The sequence below is a fragment of the Pseudomonas sp. PA-1-3F genome (genome assembly GCF_021609665.1).
In the GTDB taxonomy this organism is placed as follows: domain Bacteria; phylum Pseudomonadota; class Gammaproteobacteria; order Pseudomonadales; family Pseudomonadaceae; genus Aquipseudomonas; species Aquipseudomonas paracarnis.
Genome location: NZ_WJZD01000009.1, coordinates 110,034 through 124,352 on the forward strand (window position 1 = coordinate 110,034; position 14,319 = coordinate 124,352).

Below are 14,319 nucleotides of genomic sequence, written 5' to 3' on the forward strand. Positions count from 1 at the left end.
CCATATCCACGGGCGCATCTTGAATGTCGACGATAGCAGACAACATCGGCCTGGTTAGCCAGCGCATCCGCGCCGCAGCCGACGCCGTGCAACGTGACGCAAGCAGCATCCACCTGCTGGCCGTGAGCAAGACCAAACCCGCGCAGGCGGTACGCGACGCCTACGCCGCCGGGCTGCACGACTTTGGGGAAAACTACCTGCAGGAAGCCTTGGGCAAACAGGCGGATTTGACCGACCTGCCCTTGAGTTGGCACTTCATCGGCCCCATTCAATCGAACAAGACTCGCGCTATCGCCGAGCACTTCGCTTGGGTGCATTCCGTGGACCGCCTGAAAATCGCACAACGCCTGTCCGAACAACGCCCGGCCGACCTGCCGCCGCTCAATATCTGCATTCAGGTCAATGTCAGTGGCGAAGCCAGCAAGTCCGGCTGCACACCCGCCGACCTGCCGGCCCTGGCCACGGCGATCAGCGCCCTGCCGCGCTTGAAGCTGCGGGGTTTGATGGCAATTCCCGAGCCGACTGAAGACCGGGCGGAGCAGGATGCGGCGTTTGCCACAGTGCGCGACCTGCAAGCCAGCCTGAACCTGCCGCTGGACACACTTTCCATGGGCATGAGCCATGACCTTGAGTCGGCCATTGCCCAAGGCGCCACCTGGGTGCGGATCGGTACCGCCCTGTTTGGCGCCCGCGACTACGGCCAGCCGTGAAATGGCTGACATCCCTCGAAAATAAGGACCTGTCATGAGCAACACGCGTATTGCCTTTATCGGCGCCGGTAACATGGCGGCCAGCCTGATCGGTGGCCTGCGGGCCAAGGGCCTGGACGCCGAGCAGATCCGCGCCAGCGACCCGGGCGTCGAGACCCGCGAGCGCGTCAGCGCCGAACACGGCATCCAGACCTTCGCCGATAACGCCGAGGCCATCCACGGCGTCGATGTGATCGTGCTGGCGGTCAAGCCCCAGGCCATGAAGGCCGTGTGCGAGAGCCTGCGCCCGAGCCTGCAACCTCACCAACTGGTGGTGTCGATTGCCGCTGGCATCACCTGCGCCAGCATGACCAACTGGCTCGGCGCCCAGCCCATCGTACGCTGCATGCCCAACACCCCGGCGTTGCTGCGCCAGGGCGTCAGCGGTTTGTATGCCACTGGCGAAGTCACCGCGCAGCAACGTGACCAGGCCCAGGAACTGCTGTCTGCGGTGGGCATCGCCGTGTGGCTCGAGCAGGAACAGCAACTGGACGCGGTCACCGCCGTCTCCGGCAGCGGCCCGGCCTATTTCTTCCTGTTGATCGAGGCCATGACGGCCGCCGGCGTCAAGCTGGGCCTGCCCCACGACGTGGCCGAGCAACTGGCGGAACAAACCGCCCTGGGCGCCGCGAAAATGGCGGTCGGCAGCGAGGTGGATGCCGCCGAACTGCGCCGTCGCGTCACCTCGCCAGGTGGTACCACACAAGCGGCTATCGAGTCGTTCCAGGCCGGGGGTTTTGAAGCCCTGGTGGAAACAGCACTGGGTGCCGCCGCACATCGTTCAGCCGAGATGGCTGAGCAACTGGGCAAATAGTCGTCCCTTACCAAGGTAATCAAACATGCTCGGAATCAATGACGCTGCCATTTTCATCATCCAGACCCTGGGCAGCCTGTACCTGCTGATCGTGCTGATGCGCTTTATCCTGCAACTGGTGCGCGCGAACTTCTACAACCCGCTGTGCCAATTCGTGGTGAAGGCCACCCAACCGCTGCTCAAGCCACTGCGCCGGGTGATCCCGAGCCTGTTCGGCCTGGACATGTCGTCGCTGGTGCTGGCGCTGTTGCTGCAGATTTTGCTGTTCGTGGTGATCCTGATGCTCAATGGCTACCAGGCCTTCACCGTGCTGCTGTTGCCATGGGGCCTGATCGGCATTTTCTCGCTGTTCCTGAAGATCATTTTCTGGTCGATGATCATTAGCGTGATCCTCTCGTGGGTCGCACCCGGCAGCCGTAGCCCGGGTGCCGAGTTGGTCTATCAGATCACCGAGCCGGTGCTGGCGCCGTTCCGTCGCCTGATCCCCAACCTGGGTGGCCTGGATATCTCGCCGATCTTCGCGTTTATCGTGATTCAGTTGCTGCAAAGCTGGGTGATTCCACGCCTGGCGTACTTTGCCTACATGCCAAAAGAGTTGTTTGGCCTGATCTGACCGATAGATCGTTCCCACGCTCTGCGTGGGGATGCAGCCCGTGATGCTCCGCGTCACAAGGACGGGACGCAGAGCGTCCCAAGAGGCATTCCCACGCGGAGCATGGGAACGATCAAACGCGGAGCGTGGGAACGATCACGCTAACCCCCGACCATTGCTTGCCGCTAGGGTCCCCGCTCTTTAGACTTACGCCTCATTTAAACGAGAGCAGGGTCGATGCCAGCTGCCTTCCCCCCCGATTCTGTTGGACTGGTCGTGCCACAAGTGGCGCATTTCAGCGAACCGCTGGCCCTGGCCTGCGGCCGTTCGTTGCCGGCCTACGACCTGATCTACGAAACCTATGGCCAACTGAACGCCACGGCGAGCAACGCCGTGCTGATCTGCCATGCCTTATCCGGCCATCATCACGCCGCCGGCTTCCATAGCGTTGACGACCGCAAGCCCGGCTGGTGGGACAGCTGCATCGGCCCCGGCAAGCCCATCGACACCAACAAGTTCTTTGTGGTCAGCCTGAACAACCTCGGCGGCTGCAACGGCTCCACCGGCCCCAGCAGCCTCAACCCGGAAACCGGCAAGCCGTTCGGCGCCGACTTCCCGGTGCTGACGGTAGAGGACTGGGTGCACAGCCAGGCACGCCTCGCCGACCTGTTGGGCATCAGCCAGTGGGCCGCCGTAATTGGCGGCAGCCTGGGCGGTATGCAGGCGCTGCAATGGACCATCACTTACCCGGACCGTGTGCGCCATTGCCTGGCTATCGCCTCGGCGCCCAAGTTGTCAGCGCAGAACATCGCCTTCAACGAAGTGGCGCGCCAGGCAATCCTCACCGACCCCGAGTTTCACGGCGGTTCGTTCCAGGAAGCCGGCGTGATCCCCAAGCGTGGCTTGATGCTGGCGCGGATGGTCGGCCACATTACCTACCTGTCCGATGACTCCATGGGCGAGAAATTCGGCCGTGGCCTCAAGAGCGAGAAGCTCAACTACGACTTCCACAGCGTCGAATTCCAGGTGGAAAGCTACCTGCGTTACCAGGGCGAGGAGTTCTCGGGGCGTTTCGACGCCAATACCTACCTGCTGATGACCAAGGCCCTGGACTACTTCGACCCGGCCGCCAATCACGATGACGACCTGGCGAAAACCTTCGAGCACGCCACGGCCAAGTTCTGCGTGATGTCGTTCACCACCGACTGGCGCTTTTCGCCAGCGCGCTCCCGTGAGCTGGTGGATGCCCTGATGGCCGCCAAGAAAGACGTCTGCTACCTGGAGATCGATGCACCGCAAGGCCACGACGCCTTCCTGATTCCGATCCCACGCTACCTGCAGGCGTTCAGTAACTACATGAACCGTATTTCGCTTGTGAGAACGCCATGAGAGCCGACCTGGAAATCATCCAAGACTGGATCCCCGCCGGCAGCCGCGTGCTCGACTTGGGCTGCGGCGACGGCGAACTGCTGAGCTGGCTGCGCGACCACAAGCAAGTCACCGGCTACGGCCTGGAAAACGACCCGGACAACATCGCCCAATGCGTGGCCAAGGGCATCAACGTGATCGAGCAGGACCTGGACAAGGGCCTGGGCAACTTTGCCAGCAACAGCTTCGATATCGTGGTGATGACCCAAGCCCTGCAAGCGGTGCACTACCCGGACCGCATCCTCGACGAAATGCTGCGCGTGGGCCGCCAATGCATCATCACCTTCCCCAACTTTGGCCACTGGCGCTGCCGCTGGTACCTGGCCACCAAGGGGCGCATGCCGGTCTCCGACTTCCTGCCGTACACCTGGTACAACACGCCGAACATCCACTTTTGCACCTTCGAAGACTTCGAAGCCCTGTGTGGCGAACGTGAAGCCAAAGTGATCAACCGCCTTGCCGTCGATCAACAGCACCGCCACGGCTGGGCGAGTAAGCTATGGCCCAACCTGTTGGGCGAAATTGGTATCTACCGGGTCAGCAGTCCTGGCCTGACCGACCACAAAGTTGCCGTCTAATCATCTTCAAGAGGGACGTTCATGAGTCGTTTGGCTATTTTTCTATTGACCGCATGCCTGGGCGCCAGCGCCATGGCCGCCGACACTATCGACGCTAATCGCAAAAAAGACTTTGGCGATATCACCGTTCATTACAACACCTTCACTTCAAGCTTCCTGCCACCCGAGACCGCCCAGAAAGTCGGCGTGGTGCGCAGCAAGGAGAAGGGATTGATCAACGTGACCGTGATCAAGGGCGTAAGCCCAGTGGCCGCGCAAGTCACCGGCACTATCAAGGACCTGGGCGGCAAAAGCGAGATCCTGACGTTCAAGCAGATCGAAGAAAAAGGCGGCATCAGCTACCTCGCGCCCTACACCGTGACGCAACGGGAATACAAGACCTTCACCATCAACGTTGAAACCGGCGGCAAGGCCCACGGCTTCCAATTCAACCAAGAACTGTTCCCGGCCCAATGATGAACCTCACCCAACTCGTACTCGCCAGCCATAACGCCGGCAAACTCAAAGAACTGCAGGCCATGCTCGGTGAGTCTGTGCAACTGCGTTCGATCGGCGAGTTCAGCCAGGTCGAACCGGAAGAGACCGGCCTGTCGTTCGTCGAGAATGCCATCCTCAAGGCCCGCAATGCTGCGCGTATCTCTGGCCTGCCGGCCCTGGCGGATGATTCGGGCCTGGCCGTGGATTTCCTCGGCGGCGCCCCTGGTATCTACTCGGCCCGTTACGCCGACGGCCAGGGCGATGCAGCCAACAACGTCAAGCTGCTCGACGCCCTCAAAGACGTGCCGGAGGCCGAGCGTGGTGCGCAGTTCGTCTGCGTGTTGGCCCTGGTGCGGCATGCCGACGACCCGCTGCCGATTCTGTGCGAAGGCTTGTGGCACGGGCGCATCCTGCACGCGGCCAGCGGTGAACATGGCTTTGGCTATGACCCGCTGTTCTGGGTGCCGGAGCGCAATGTCTCCAGCGCTGAACTGAGCCCGGCCGACAAAAATCAGATCAGCCACCGCGCCCGCGCCATGGCGTTGCTGCGCCAGCGCCTGGGTTTGAAATGACCCAGAACACCTCTGCGCAGCCGCTGATCCACGGTGGCGCGCAAACACCACGGGCGGCCCTGCCCCATCTGCCGCCCCTGGCGCTGTACATCCATATCCCGTGGTGCGTGCGTAAATGCCCGTATTGCGACTTCAACTCCCACACCGCGAGCAAAGTGCTGCCGGAAGAAGAGTATGTGGACGCCCTGCTGGCCGACCTGGACCAAGACCTGCACGCCGTATATGGCCGTAAGCTGAGTTCGATCTTCTTTGGCGGCGGCACGCCCAGCCTGTTCAGTGCGGCTGCACTGGGCCGCCTGCTCAAGGGCGTTCAAGCGCGTATCCCGTTTGCTGACGATATCGAGATCACCCTGGAAGCCAACCCCGGGACGTTCGAACAAGAGAAGTTCGTGGCGTACCGCAAACTGGGGATCAATCGCCTGTCCATCGGCATCCAGAGTTTCCAGCAAGAGAAGCTTGAAGCCCTGGGCCGCATCCACAATGGCGATGAAGCCGTGCGCGCAGCCGGCATGGCGCGCCAGGCCGGGTTCGACAACTTCAACCTGGACTTGATGCACGGCCTGCCCAACCAGTCCCTGGAGGACGCCTTGGGCGACCTGCGCCAGGCCATTGCACTCAAACCGACGCACCTGTCCTGGTACCAACTGACCCTGGAACCCAACACCGTGTTCTGGAACCAGCCGCCCGCGCTGCCGGAAGACGACACGCTGTGGGATATCCAGGAAGCCGGCCAGGCACTGCTCGCCGAACACGGTTACGCACAATATGAAGTCTCGGCCTACGCCCAACCGGGGCGGCCGGCGCGGCATAACCTCAATTACTGGAGCTTTGGCGACTTTATCGGCATCGGCGCCGGGGCCCACGGCAAGCTCAGCCACCCGGACGGGCGCATTATCCGCACCTGGAAAACCCGTGCACCAAAGGACTATCTCAACCCGGCCAAAAGCTTCCAGGCCGGCGCGAAAGAACTGACCAACGATGAACTGCCGTTCGAGTTTCTGATGAACGCGCTGCGCCTCACCGAAGGGGTTGATGCCAAGCTTTACGCCGAGCGCACCGGCCTCGATCTGGCGAGCCTCGATGAAGGCCGCCGCGACGCAGAACAAAGTGGATTAATGCAGGTCGAACCGTCACGCCTGGCGGCCACCGACCGCGGGCAACTCTTTCTCAATGACCTGTTGCAGAAGTTTTTGAGCTGATAGCTCTTAAGGAAATCGAATGGATCTGGTACTCGACCTGCTCGCCACCGTATCCCGCTGGAGCCGTAGCAACCTGTCGGAAATATCGTTGGCCCTTGTGGGCTGTTTGCTGGTGCTGTTCGGCGCCGACATCAAGGGCTGGGTCGAAGCGCGCCTGGGCAGCATCGCCGGCGCCTTGCGCGTACCCTTGATGGCCCTGCTGTGCCTGATCGGCAGCGGTGCGGCGTTGATCTATGCCACGCCGTGGATTGTGCGGGGGTTGAGCCAGTTCAATAACTACAGCCTAGCGCCGGTGTTGATCGTGGTGCTGGTGTTGATTGGCGTGGTAGCAGACCGCCGCTGACCCAGCAGGCACTACAAAACACATGTGGGAGCTGGCTTGCCTGCGATACAGACACCTCGGTGTATCAGTGATACCGAGGTGATGTTATCGCAGGCAAGCCAGCTCCCACATTTGATTGCGTTTCAAGCTAATGACTGTTTAAGCCAGCTTCTCGAATTTCAAATCCCACACCCCATGCCCCAATCGCTCGCCACGGCGTTCGAACTTGGTGATCGGCCGCTCGGCCGGGCGTGGCACGCATTTGCCGTCTTCGGCCAGGTTGCGGTAGCCGGGGGCGACGTTCATCACTTCCAGCATGTATTCCGCGTACGGTTCCCAGTCGGTGGCCATGTGCAGGATGCCGCCCACTTTCAGCTTGCTGCGCACCAGTTCCGCGAAGGACGCCTGGACGATGCGGCGCTTGTGGTGACGGGCCTTGTGCCATGGGTCGGGGAAGAACAGCATCAGGCGGTCGAGGCTGTTGTCGGCGATGCAGCGGTTGAGCACTTCAATCGCATCGCAGTCGTAGACCCGCAGGTTTTTCAGGCCTTGGGTCAGCACACCGTTGAGCAGTGCGCCGACGCCTGGGCGGTGCACTTCCACACCGATGAAATCCTGCTCCGGCGCGGCTGCGGCCATTTCCAGCAGGGAATGGCCCATGCCGAAACCGATTTCCAGGGAGCGTGGGGCTGAACGGCCGAACACTTGGTCATAGTCCACCGGCGCGTCGGCCAGGGGCAACACGAACAGCGGCGTGCCCTGCTCCAGGCCCTTTTGCTGGCCTTCGGTCATACGGCCGGCGCGCATCACAAAACTCTTGATGCGGCGGTGCTTGGACTCGTCGCCCTCTTCCACGGTGTTCGGCGTTTCGTTTGATTCAGTCATCAATAGCTCTTACTTGATCAGACCATCCAGCGGCGAAGAGGCGCTGGCATAGAGTTTTTTCGGCATGCGCCCGGCGAGGTAGGCCAGGCGGCCCGCGACGATGGCGTGGTTCATGGCTTGGGCCATCATGATTGGTTGCTGGGCATGGGCAATGGCCGAGTTCATCAGCACCGCGTCGCAGCCCAGTTCCATGGCGATGGTTGCGTCGGAGGCAGTGCCCACGCCCGCATCAACCAGCACCGGGATCTTGGCTTCTTCAAGGATGATCTGCAGGTTGTACGGGTTGCAGATGCCCAGGCCGGAACCGATCAAACCAGCCAGCGGCATCACCGCGATGCAGCCGATTTCTGCCAGTTGGCGCGCGATGATCGGGTCATCGCTGGTGTAGACCATCACGTCGAAGCCTTCCTTGACCAAGGTCTCGGCGGCCTTGAGGGTTTCGATCACATTGGGGAACAGGGTTTTCTGGTCGGCCAGCACTTCCAGCTTCACCAGGTTGTGGCCGTCGAGCAGCTCACGAGCCAGGCGGCAGGTGCGCACGGCTTCGATGGCGTCGTAGCAGCCAGCAGTGTTTGGCAAAAAGGTGTAGCGCTCCGGCGACAGCACTTCGAGCAGGTTCGGCTCGCCCTCGATCTGGCCGAGGTTGGTGCGGCGCACGGCGAAGGTGACGATCTCGGCACCCGAGGCTTCGATGGCCAGGCGGGTTTCTTCCATGTCGCGGTACTTGCCGGTGCCGACCAGCAGACGGGACTGGTAGGTACGACCGGCCAGGACGAAAGGCTTGTCGCTACGAACGATGCTCATGGGAAATCCTCTGGTTGGATGAGGTTCTGCAGAATGCGTTGCGGCCGTGGCGGGCTAGCCGCCGCCGATGGCGTGGACCACTTCGATCTGGTCACCTTCGGTGAGCGCAGTCTCGGCGTGCTGGCTACGCGGGACGATATCCAGGTTGAGCTCCACTGCGACGCGACGCCCGGTCAGGTCCAGACGGGTCAGCAGGGCCGCAACGGTTTCGCCGTCGGGCAGTTCAAAGGGTTCGCCGTTCAACTGAATGCGCATGCCACGGGCCGCCATCGTTTTTAGGGGCCCGCATTCTAGCGCGATTGGAACCTGAAGGTCAGCTCCAAGCGTCAAGCGGTCAAAGCTGCAAACGCCACGCCGCCAGGCCCAGGAAGAACCAGCCGAGCAGGAACGCCAGCCCGCCAAACGGCGTGATGATCCCCAGTTTACTGATGCCGGTCATCGTCAGCACATACAGGCTGCCCGAGAACAGCAGGATACCGACGGTAAACGAAATACCCGCCCAAGTGACCAGCCGACCCGGAATATGCGCCGCCAGCAAGGCCACGCCGAACAGTGCCAGGGCATGCACCAACTGGTAGGTCACACCAGTATGAAAGATCGCCAGGTAGTCGGTGCTCAGGCGGTTTTTCAGGCCGTGGGCGGCGAACGCGCCCAGGGCGACACCGGTAAAGCCGAAAAAGGCAGCCAGCATCAGAAAGCTACGCAGCATGGGGAACTCCAGTCAGACTCATCGGGCAGGGTCTGTATAATGGCCCGCTCAACGGGTTCGGCCAAGCCATCTCTATGCTGCGTGTCCTCTTCAAACGCTTTCTCAACGTCGTGAAATGGTTTGCCATCGGCAGTGTGTTGCTGGTGCTGCTGTTTCGTGTGGTGCCGCCACCGTTCACTGCGCTGATGGTGGAGCGCAAGGTCGAGTCCTGGGTCGACGGAGAGCCTATCGACCTGCAACGCAGCTGGGTGCCATGGGATGAAATATCCGATGACCTGAAAGTGGCGGTGATGGCCGGTGAAGACCAGCGCTTCCCACAACATTGGGGTTTTGATTTCGGCGCGATCCAGGCGGCGATTCTGCACAACGAACGCGGCGGCTCGATTCGCGGTGCCAGCACCCTGAGCCAGCAGGTGTCGAAAAACCTGTTCCTGTGGGCCGGCCGCAGCTATTTGCGCAAAGGCCTAGAGGCGTGGTTTACCGGTTTGATCGAGGTGTTGTGGCCCAAGCAGCGGATTCTTGAGGTGTACCTCAACAGCGTGGAATGGGATGAAGGTGTGTTTGGCGCAGAGGCAGCGGCGCGGCACCATTTTGGCGTGAGCGCCAAGGGCCTTTCGCGGCAGCAGGCCAGTTACCTGGCGGCGGTATTGCCCAATCCACGGGTGTGGAGTGCCAGCCATCCGACGGCCTATGTGGCACGGCGGGCGGCGTGGATTCGCCAGCAGATGAGCCAATTGGGCGGGGATGGTTACCTGATGGAGCTGAACAACTCTCGAAAGGCACCCTGGTCCGACTGACACAATATGGGACCTGTGGGAGCTGGCTTACCTGCGATAGCGGTGGGTCAGTAACCCATGCTTCATCTGACACGGCCTCATCGCAGGCAAGCCAGCTCCCACATTAAACCGAGTTGGGCTTGAGACTTTTCGAACACAAACAAAAATGCCCCGGTCTTTCGACCGGGGCATTTTTTGTTCGCTGCATTTTAAGCGGCGATCGACAACTTCAGCTTGTTCATCGCGCTTTTCTCAAGCTGACGAATCCGCTCGGCCGACACGTTGTACTTCTGCGCCAGATCGTGCAGCGTGGCTTTTTCTTCTGCCAGCCAACGCTGGTAGAGGATGTCACGGCTGCGGTCGTCCAGCACTTCCAGCGCTTCGTGCAGGTTGTGGTTGGAGTTGTCGCTCCAGTCGGCGTCTTCCAGTTGACGCGCCGGGTCGTACCGGTGGTCTTCCAGGTAGTTGGCCGGCGATTGGAAGGCGCTGTCGTCATCCGCTTCGGCGGCTGGGTCGAAGGCCATGTCATGGCCGGTCAGGCGGCTTTCCATCTCGCGCACTTCACGCGGCTCCACACCGAGGCTTTCGGCCACGCGGTGGACTTCTTCGTTGTTCAGCCACGCCAGGCGTTTTTTCTGGCTGCGCAGGTTGAAGAACAGCTTGCGCTGGGCCTTGGTGGTGGCCACTTTCACGATGCGCCAGTTGCGCAGGATGAACTCGTGGATTTCCGCCTTGATCCAATGCACGGCAAACGACACCAGGCGCACGCCCATTTCAGGGTTGAAACGCTTCACTGCCTTCATCAGGCCAACGTTGCCTTCCTGAATCAGGTCGGCCTGGGCCAGACCGTAGCCGCTATAGCTACGGGCGATATGTACGACAAAACGCAGGTGGGCGAGCACCATCTGCCGAGCCGCCCCCAAATCCTGCTCATAGTAGAGACTCTCGGCCAGTTCACGCTCCTGCTCGGGCGTCAGCAATGGAATGCTGTTGACCGTGTGCACATAAGCCTCCAGGTTCGCACCCGGGACCAAGGCATAAGCAGGTTGCAAAGAAGTGGTCATACGAAAAAACCTCCGACTCACATAACTCGTGCAGTTCAGCACTGCGAAAATTGACCTGGGAACCGTAGGACAAGTTCCCTAAACCGCTGATACGGTCAATACAAACGAAACCACATTAATCTGGCATTAACTACTTCGGCGCCAGCTCGCGTAAATGCCGTGCCACCGCAATCCACGCACCGATATACCCCAACAACACCGCTCCGAGCAAGAGACTCAGACCATCGGCTACCGGCACACCGGCCAGCGCGAAATCACTGCCGTAGAGCCCGGCCAAGCCGACAACCGCGTCGTTCAACCAATCCAGGCCAAACGCCAGTACCCCCCAAGACAAGATCCCCGCACCCAGGCCATACAGCGCGCCCATGTACAGGAAAGGCCGACGCACATAGCTGTCTGTGCCGCCCACCAGTTTAATCACTTCTATCTCGGTGCGACGGTTTTCAATATGAAGACGAATGGTATTACCTATCACCAAAAGTAATGCAGACACTAATAACACCGTCAGGCCGAACACAAAGCGGTCACCCAGCTTGAGGATCGCGGCCAGGCGCTCTACCCAGACTAGATCAAGTTGCGCCTGTTGCACCTTCGGCATCTCTGCGAGTTTTTGTCGCAGGGCTTCCAGCGCCGGCTTGTCGACCTCGTTCGGCGTTACCAGCACCACGCCCGGCAGCGGGTTCTGCGGCAGCTCCTTGAGCGCCTCGCCCAGGCCGGATTGCTGCTGGAACTCTTCGAGAGCCTGGTCGCGGCTGATGTACTCGGCCTCGGCTACCCCCGGGATGTTCTTGATATCGTCACGCAGCGCTTCGCCTTCCTTGCTGCTGGTGTCCAGGTTCAGGTACAGCGAAATCTGCGCCGCCCGCTGCCAGGAGCCGCCCAGGCGCTCCACATTATTAAGCAACAGCGACAAGCCCATCGGCAGGCTCAAGGCCACGGCCATCACCAGGCAAGTGAAAAAACTACCGATCGGCTGTTTGCCCAGGCGCCGCAGGCTGTCCAGCAGGCTGGCGCGATGGCTTTCGATCCAGGCGTGCACCAGGGTGCCGAAGTCCGGGCCGTCGTCGTCGTCGTGCTTCTTCTTTTTCGGTTGCGGGTCGGCCGGTTTCGGCGCCACGCGTTCGGATACTTTAGGGCTGCGTGTAGCACTCATACGCCAGCCTCCCCATCGCCGATCAGGCGGCCGCGTTGCAGGGTGAGCATGCGATGGCGCATACGGGCAATCAGGGCCAGGTCGTGGCTGGCGATCAAGACGCTGGTGCCCAGGCGGTTGATGTCTTCGAACACCCCCATGATCTCGGCCGCCAGGCGCGGGTCGAGGTTACCGGTGGGTTCGTCCGCCAGCAGCAAAGCCGGGCGATGGACGATGGCGCGGGCGATACCGACACGCTGTTGCTGGCCGGTGGACAGGTCGCCGGGGAAGAGGTCGGTCTTGTCCGACAAGGCCACACGCTCCAGGGCCGAATCCACGCGCTTGACGATCTCGGCCTTGGACAGCCCCAGTATCTGCAACGGCAGGGCCACGTTGTTGAATACCGTGCGGTCGAACAGCAATTGGTGGTTCTGGAACACCACGCCGATCTGGCGGCGCAGGAATGGAATTTGCGCATTGCTGATAGTGGCCAGGTCCTGGCCCGCCAGCAGCAACTTGCCGGTAGTCGGGCGTTCCATGGCCAGCAGCAGGCGCAACAGCGTACTTTTGCCCGCGCCCGAATGGCCGGTGACAAACAAGAATTCGCCGCGACGCACTCGAAAGCTCAGCTCATGCAAGCCCACATGCCCGTTGGCATAGCGTTTACCGACCTGTTCGAATCGAATCATGAACGCTCCCGCTCGGCAAACAGTGCCTGTACAAAGGGTTCGGCTTCAAAGGTGCGCAGGTCGTCGATGCCTTCACCGACGCCGATATAGCGAATCGGCAACCCGAACTGTTTGGCCAGGGCGAAAATCACACCGCCCTTGGCCGTGCCGTCGAGCTTAGTCAATGCCAGGCCGGTCAGCTGCACCGTCTGGTTGAATTGCTTGGCCTGGCTGATGGCGTTCTGGCCGGTACCGGCGTCGAGCACCAGCAGGACTTCATGGGGTGCATCGGCGTCGAGCTTGCCGATCACGCGGCGCACTTTCTTCAGCTCTTCCATCAAGTTGTCTTTGGTGTGCAGACGGCCGGCTGTATCGGCGATCAGCACATCAATGTTGCGCGCCTTGGCGGCTTGCACGGCATCGAAGATCACCGACGCAGAGTCGGCACCGGTGTGCTGGGCGATCACCGGGATCTTGTTGCGCTCGCCCCACACCTGCAACTGCTCGACGGCCGCGGCACGGAAGGTGTCACCGGCGGCGAGCATGACTTTCTTGCCCTCCCCCTGCAGCTTCTTGGCCAGTTTGCCGATGGTGGTGGTCTTGCCAGCGCCATTAACCCCTACAACGAGGATGACGAACGGCTTTTTCGGGGTGATCACCAGCGGCGCTTCAACCGGCTTGAGCATGGCGGCCAGCTCAGCCTGCAGGGATTTGTACAGCGCATCGGCGTCGGTCAACTGCTTGCGCGCGACCTTCTGGGTCAGGCTCTGGATGATCACGGCGGTGGCTTCGACGCCCACGTCGGCGGTGAGCAGGCGGGTCTCGATGTCTTCCAGCAGCTCGTCATCAATGACTTTCTTGCCCAGGAACAGGCTGGCCATGCCTTCGCCAATACTGGCGCTGGTCTTGCTCAGGCCCTGCTTGAGGCGGGCGAAAAATCCGGTTTTGCTGGTTTCGGTGGTGGCAACGGCAGGCTCTGGCTCGACGACGGCAGGTGCGGCAACAACCGGGACAGGAACTTCAACAACGGGCGGTACTTCAGCCGCAACCTCTACCGGCGCCGGCTCAACCACTGCAGGAATCGGCGGCACGACGTGCTCGGCCTGAACATCCTCCACCAACGCCACGGGCTCTTCGGCCACGGGCAGCTCCAACCAGGGCTTGTGCTCGGGCGCAGGCTCAGGTTCCGGCTCGGCCTCGACGACCGGCTGCAACACCGGCTCAGCCATCGGCAACACCACCGGAACTGGCGTCTCGGCAACCGGTTCAGCTTCTATTACGGGTTCGGGGGTCGGTTCAGCGTGAACCTGTGGCTGTTCGACGACGGTTTCCTGCGGCTTTTTGCGCAGCCATCCGAACAGGCCTTTCTTCTCGCCAGCCGCAGCTGGGCTCTTCTTGTCGTCGTTGGAACCAAACATGGAGACGGCTATCTCAAGGTAGCGACGCGCCAAGGGGCGCTTCGGTAAATAAAATTCGATGCGTAACAGACTGTTTTTTAGCCAGCTCGTTCATGCGCAACATTTTGTAAGGCCTAAATAGGGCCTTAACAA

The 14,319-nt window shown here is 61.2% G+C and carries 18 protein-coding genes; 10 read left to right on the forward strand and 8 right to left on the reverse strand.

The genetic code is table 11. From position 1 onward, the window contains the following. Positions 1-23: 23 nt before the first annotated feature. The 9 genes from GIV26_RS08485 (at position 24) to GIV26_RS08525 (ending at position 6,752) form a co-directional block, all read left to right on the forward strand. On the forward strand, positions 24-710 hold the full coding sequence (locus GIV26_RS08485) for a YggS family pyridoxal phosphate-dependent enzyme (protein ID WP_236280066.1): 687 nt from the start codon (positions 24-26) through the stop codon (positions 708-710). 34 nt (positions 711-744) lie between these two features. Next, positions 745-1,563 carry a pyrroline-5-carboxylate reductase gene (gene proC, locus GIV26_RS08490; protein WP_127880404.1) on the forward strand — a complete coding sequence of 273 codons (819 nt, stop codon included), beginning with the start codon at positions 745-747 and terminating at the stop codon, positions 1,561-1,563. A 25-nt stretch (positions 1,564-1,588) separates the two neighbouring features. Further along, positions 1,589-2,176: a YggT family protein gene (locus GIV26_RS08495; RefSeq protein ID WP_169912766.1), complete on the forward strand. Its 588-nt coding sequence runs from the start codon at positions 1,589-1,591 to the stop codon at positions 2,174-2,176. Between the two features lie 216 nt (positions 2,177-2,392). After that, positions 2,393-3,544 carry a homoserine O-succinyltransferase MetX gene (gene metX, locus GIV26_RS08500; RefSeq protein ID WP_034128945.1) on the forward strand — a complete coding sequence of 384 codons (1,152 nt, stop codon included), beginning with the start codon at positions 2,393-2,395 and terminating at the stop codon, positions 3,542-3,544. Further along, positions 3,541-4,161 carry a methionine biosynthesis protein MetW gene (gene metW / locus GIV26_RS08505; RefSeq protein ID WP_003195091.1) on the forward strand — a complete coding sequence of 207 codons (621 nt, stop codon included), beginning with the start codon at positions 3,541-3,543 and terminating at the stop codon, positions 4,159-4,161. Before metX ends, metW begins: the two co-directional genes overlap by 4 nt. A gap of 21 nt (positions 4,162-4,182) precedes the next feature. Beyond that, positions 4,183-4,617, forward strand: a complete 435-nt coding sequence (locus GIV26_RS08510) for a DUF4426 domain-containing protein (protein WP_032894709.1) — start codon at positions 4,183-4,185, stop codon at positions 4,615-4,617. After that, a complete protein-coding gene (rdgB, locus tag GIV26_RS08515) occupies positions 4,614-5,210 on the forward strand; it encodes an RdgB/HAM1 family non-canonical purine NTP pyrophosphatase (protein ID WP_070415484.1) in 597 nt (198 codons plus the stop codon). The genes GIV26_RS08510 and rdgB overlap by 4 nt, the downstream gene beginning before the upstream one ends. Further along, a complete protein-coding gene (gene hemW, locus GIV26_RS08520; protein WP_054897580.1) occupies positions 5,207-6,409 on the forward strand; it encodes a radical SAM family heme chaperone HemW in 1,203 nt (400 codons plus the stop codon). Before rdgB ends, hemW begins: the two co-directional genes overlap by 4 nt. A gap of 19 nt (positions 6,410-6,428) precedes the next feature. Beyond that, positions 6,429-6,752 carry a DUF3392 domain-containing protein gene (locus GIV26_RS08525; protein WP_003195099.1) on the forward strand — a complete coding sequence of 108 codons (324 nt, stop codon included), beginning with the start codon at positions 6,429-6,431 and terminating at the stop codon, positions 6,750-6,752. A 138-nt stretch (positions 6,753-6,890) separates the two neighbouring features. On the opposite strand, the gene trmB is transcribed toward GIV26_RS08525, so the two are convergent. From trmB to GIV26_RS08545, 4 genes are all read right to left on the reverse strand, one after another. Next, positions 6,891-7,616 (reverse strand): tRNA (guanosine(46)-N7)-methyltransferase TrmB, encoded by a 726-nt coding sequence (gene trmB, locus GIV26_RS08530; protein ID WP_003195101.1) that lies wholly within the window; start codon positions 7,614-7,616, stop codon positions 6,891-6,893. Between the two features lie 9 nt (positions 7,617-7,625). Next, a complete protein-coding gene (locus tag GIV26_RS08535) occupies positions 7,626-8,420 on the reverse strand; it encodes a thiazole synthase (RefSeq protein WP_014720334.1) in 795 nt (264 codons plus the stop codon). A gap of 54 nt (positions 8,421-8,474) precedes the next feature. Then, positions 8,475-8,675, reverse strand: a complete 201-nt coding sequence (gene thiS / locus GIV26_RS08540; protein ID WP_020301926.1) for a sulfur carrier protein ThiS — start codon at positions 8,673-8,675, stop codon at positions 8,475-8,477. Positions 8,676-8,754: 79 nt separating this feature from the next. After that, positions 8,755-9,129 (reverse strand): DUF423 domain-containing protein, encoded by a 375-nt coding sequence (locus GIV26_RS08545; RefSeq protein ID WP_054897582.1) that lies wholly within the window; start codon positions 9,127-9,129, stop codon positions 8,755-8,757. Positions 9,130-9,203: 74 nt separating this feature from the next. Here GIV26_RS08545 and mtgA point away from each other — a divergent pair, with 74 nt between their 5' ends. Then, positions 9,204-9,926 (forward strand): monofunctional biosynthetic peptidoglycan transglycosylase, encoded by a 723-nt coding sequence (mtgA, locus tag GIV26_RS08550; RefSeq protein ID WP_054897583.1) that lies wholly within the window; start codon positions 9,204-9,206, stop codon positions 9,924-9,926. A gap of 188 nt (positions 9,927-10,114) precedes the next feature. On the opposite strand, the gene rpoH is transcribed toward mtgA, so the two are convergent. From rpoH to ftsY, 4 genes are all read right to left on the reverse strand, one after another. Beyond that, positions 10,115-10,969: an RNA polymerase sigma factor RpoH gene (gene rpoH / locus GIV26_RS08555; protein WP_003176698.1), complete on the reverse strand. Its 855-nt coding sequence runs from the start codon at positions 10,967-10,969 to the stop codon at positions 10,115-10,117. A 130-nt stretch (positions 10,970-11,099) separates the two neighbouring features. Continuing rightward, complete coding sequence (gene ftsX / locus GIV26_RS08560) at positions 11,100-12,122, reverse strand: permease-like cell division protein FtsX (protein WP_054897584.1); 1,023 nt, start codon at positions 12,120-12,122, stop codon at positions 11,100-11,102. Continuing rightward, positions 12,119-12,790, reverse strand: coding sequence for a cell division ATP-binding protein FtsE (gene ftsE / locus GIV26_RS08565; RefSeq protein WP_003195112.1), 672 nt, complete (start codon positions 12,788-12,790; stop codon positions 12,119-12,121). The genes ftsX and ftsE overlap by 4 nt, the downstream gene beginning before the upstream one ends. Continuing rightward, positions 12,787-14,187, reverse strand: a complete 1,401-nt coding sequence (gene ftsY / locus GIV26_RS08570) for a signal recognition particle-docking protein FtsY (protein ID WP_236280068.1) — start codon at positions 14,185-14,187, stop codon at positions 12,787-12,789. Before ftsY ends, ftsE begins: the two co-directional genes overlap by 4 nt. Between the last annotated feature and the right edge of the window lie 132 nt (positions 14,188-14,319).

Bases quoted from the DNA above. Each gene is read 5' to 3' on its own strand.
- GIV26_RS08485 (WP_236280066.1), top strand. From the start codon at position 24: ATGTCGACGATAGCAGACAACATCGGCCTGGTTAGCCAGCGCATCCGC.
- proC (WP_127880404.1), top strand. From the start codon at position 745: ATGAGCAACACGCGTATTGCCTTTATCGGCGCCGGTAACATGGCGGCC.
- GIV26_RS08495 (WP_169912766.1), top strand. From the start codon at position 1,589: ATGCTCGGAATCAATGACGCTGCCATTTTCATCATCCAGACCCTGGGC.
- metX (WP_034128945.1), top strand. From the start codon at position 2,393: ATGCCAGCTGCCTTCCCCCCCGATTCTGTTGGACTGGTCGTGCCACAA.
- metW (WP_003195091.1), top strand. From the start codon at position 3,541: ATGAGAGCCGACCTGGAAATCATCCAAGACTGGATCCCCGCCGGCAGC.
- GIV26_RS08510 (WP_032894709.1), top strand. From the start codon at position 4,183: ATGAGTCGTTTGGCTATTTTTCTATTGACCGCATGCCTGGGCGCCAGC.
- rdgB (WP_070415484.1), top strand. From the start codon at position 4,614: ATGATGAACCTCACCCAACTCGTACTCGCCAGCCATAACGCCGGCAAA.
- hemW (WP_054897580.1), top strand. From the start codon at position 5,207: ATGACCCAGAACACCTCTGCGCAGCCGCTGATCCACGGTGGCGCGCAA.
- GIV26_RS08525 (WP_003195099.1), top strand. From the start codon at position 6,429: ATGGATCTGGTACTCGACCTGCTCGCCACCGTATCCCGCTGGAGCCGT.
- trmB (WP_003195101.1), bottom strand. From the start codon at position 7,616: ATGACTGAATCAAACGAAACGCCGAACACCGTGGAAGAGGGCGACGAG.
- GIV26_RS08535 (WP_014720334.1), bottom strand. From the start codon at position 8,420: ATGAGCATCGTTCGTAGCGACAAGCCTTTCGTCCTGGCCGGTCGTACC.
- thiS (WP_020301926.1), bottom strand. From the start codon at position 8,675: ATGCGCATTCAGTTGAACGGCGAACCCTTTGAACTGCCCGACGGCGAA.
- GIV26_RS08545 (WP_054897582.1), bottom strand. From the start codon at position 9,129: ATGCTGCGTAGCTTTCTGATGCTGGCTGCCTTTTTCGGCTTTACCGGT.
- mtgA (WP_054897583.1), top strand. From the start codon at position 9,204: ATGCTGCGTGTCCTCTTCAAACGCTTTCTCAACGTCGTGAAATGGTTT.
- rpoH (WP_003176698.1), bottom strand. From the start codon at position 10,969: ATGACCACTTCTTTGCAACCTGCTTATGCCTTGGTCCCGGGTGCGAAC.
- ftsX (WP_054897584.1), bottom strand. From the start codon at position 12,122: ATGAGTGCTACACGCAGCCCTAAAGTATCCGAACGCGTGGCGCCGAAA.
- ftsE (WP_003195112.1), bottom strand. From the start codon at position 12,790: ATGATTCGATTCGAACAGGTCGGTAAACGCTATGCCAACGGGCATGTG.
- ftsY (WP_236280068.1), bottom strand. From the start codon at position 14,187: ATGTTTGGTTCCAACGACGACAAGAAGAGCCCAGCTGCGGCTGGCGAG.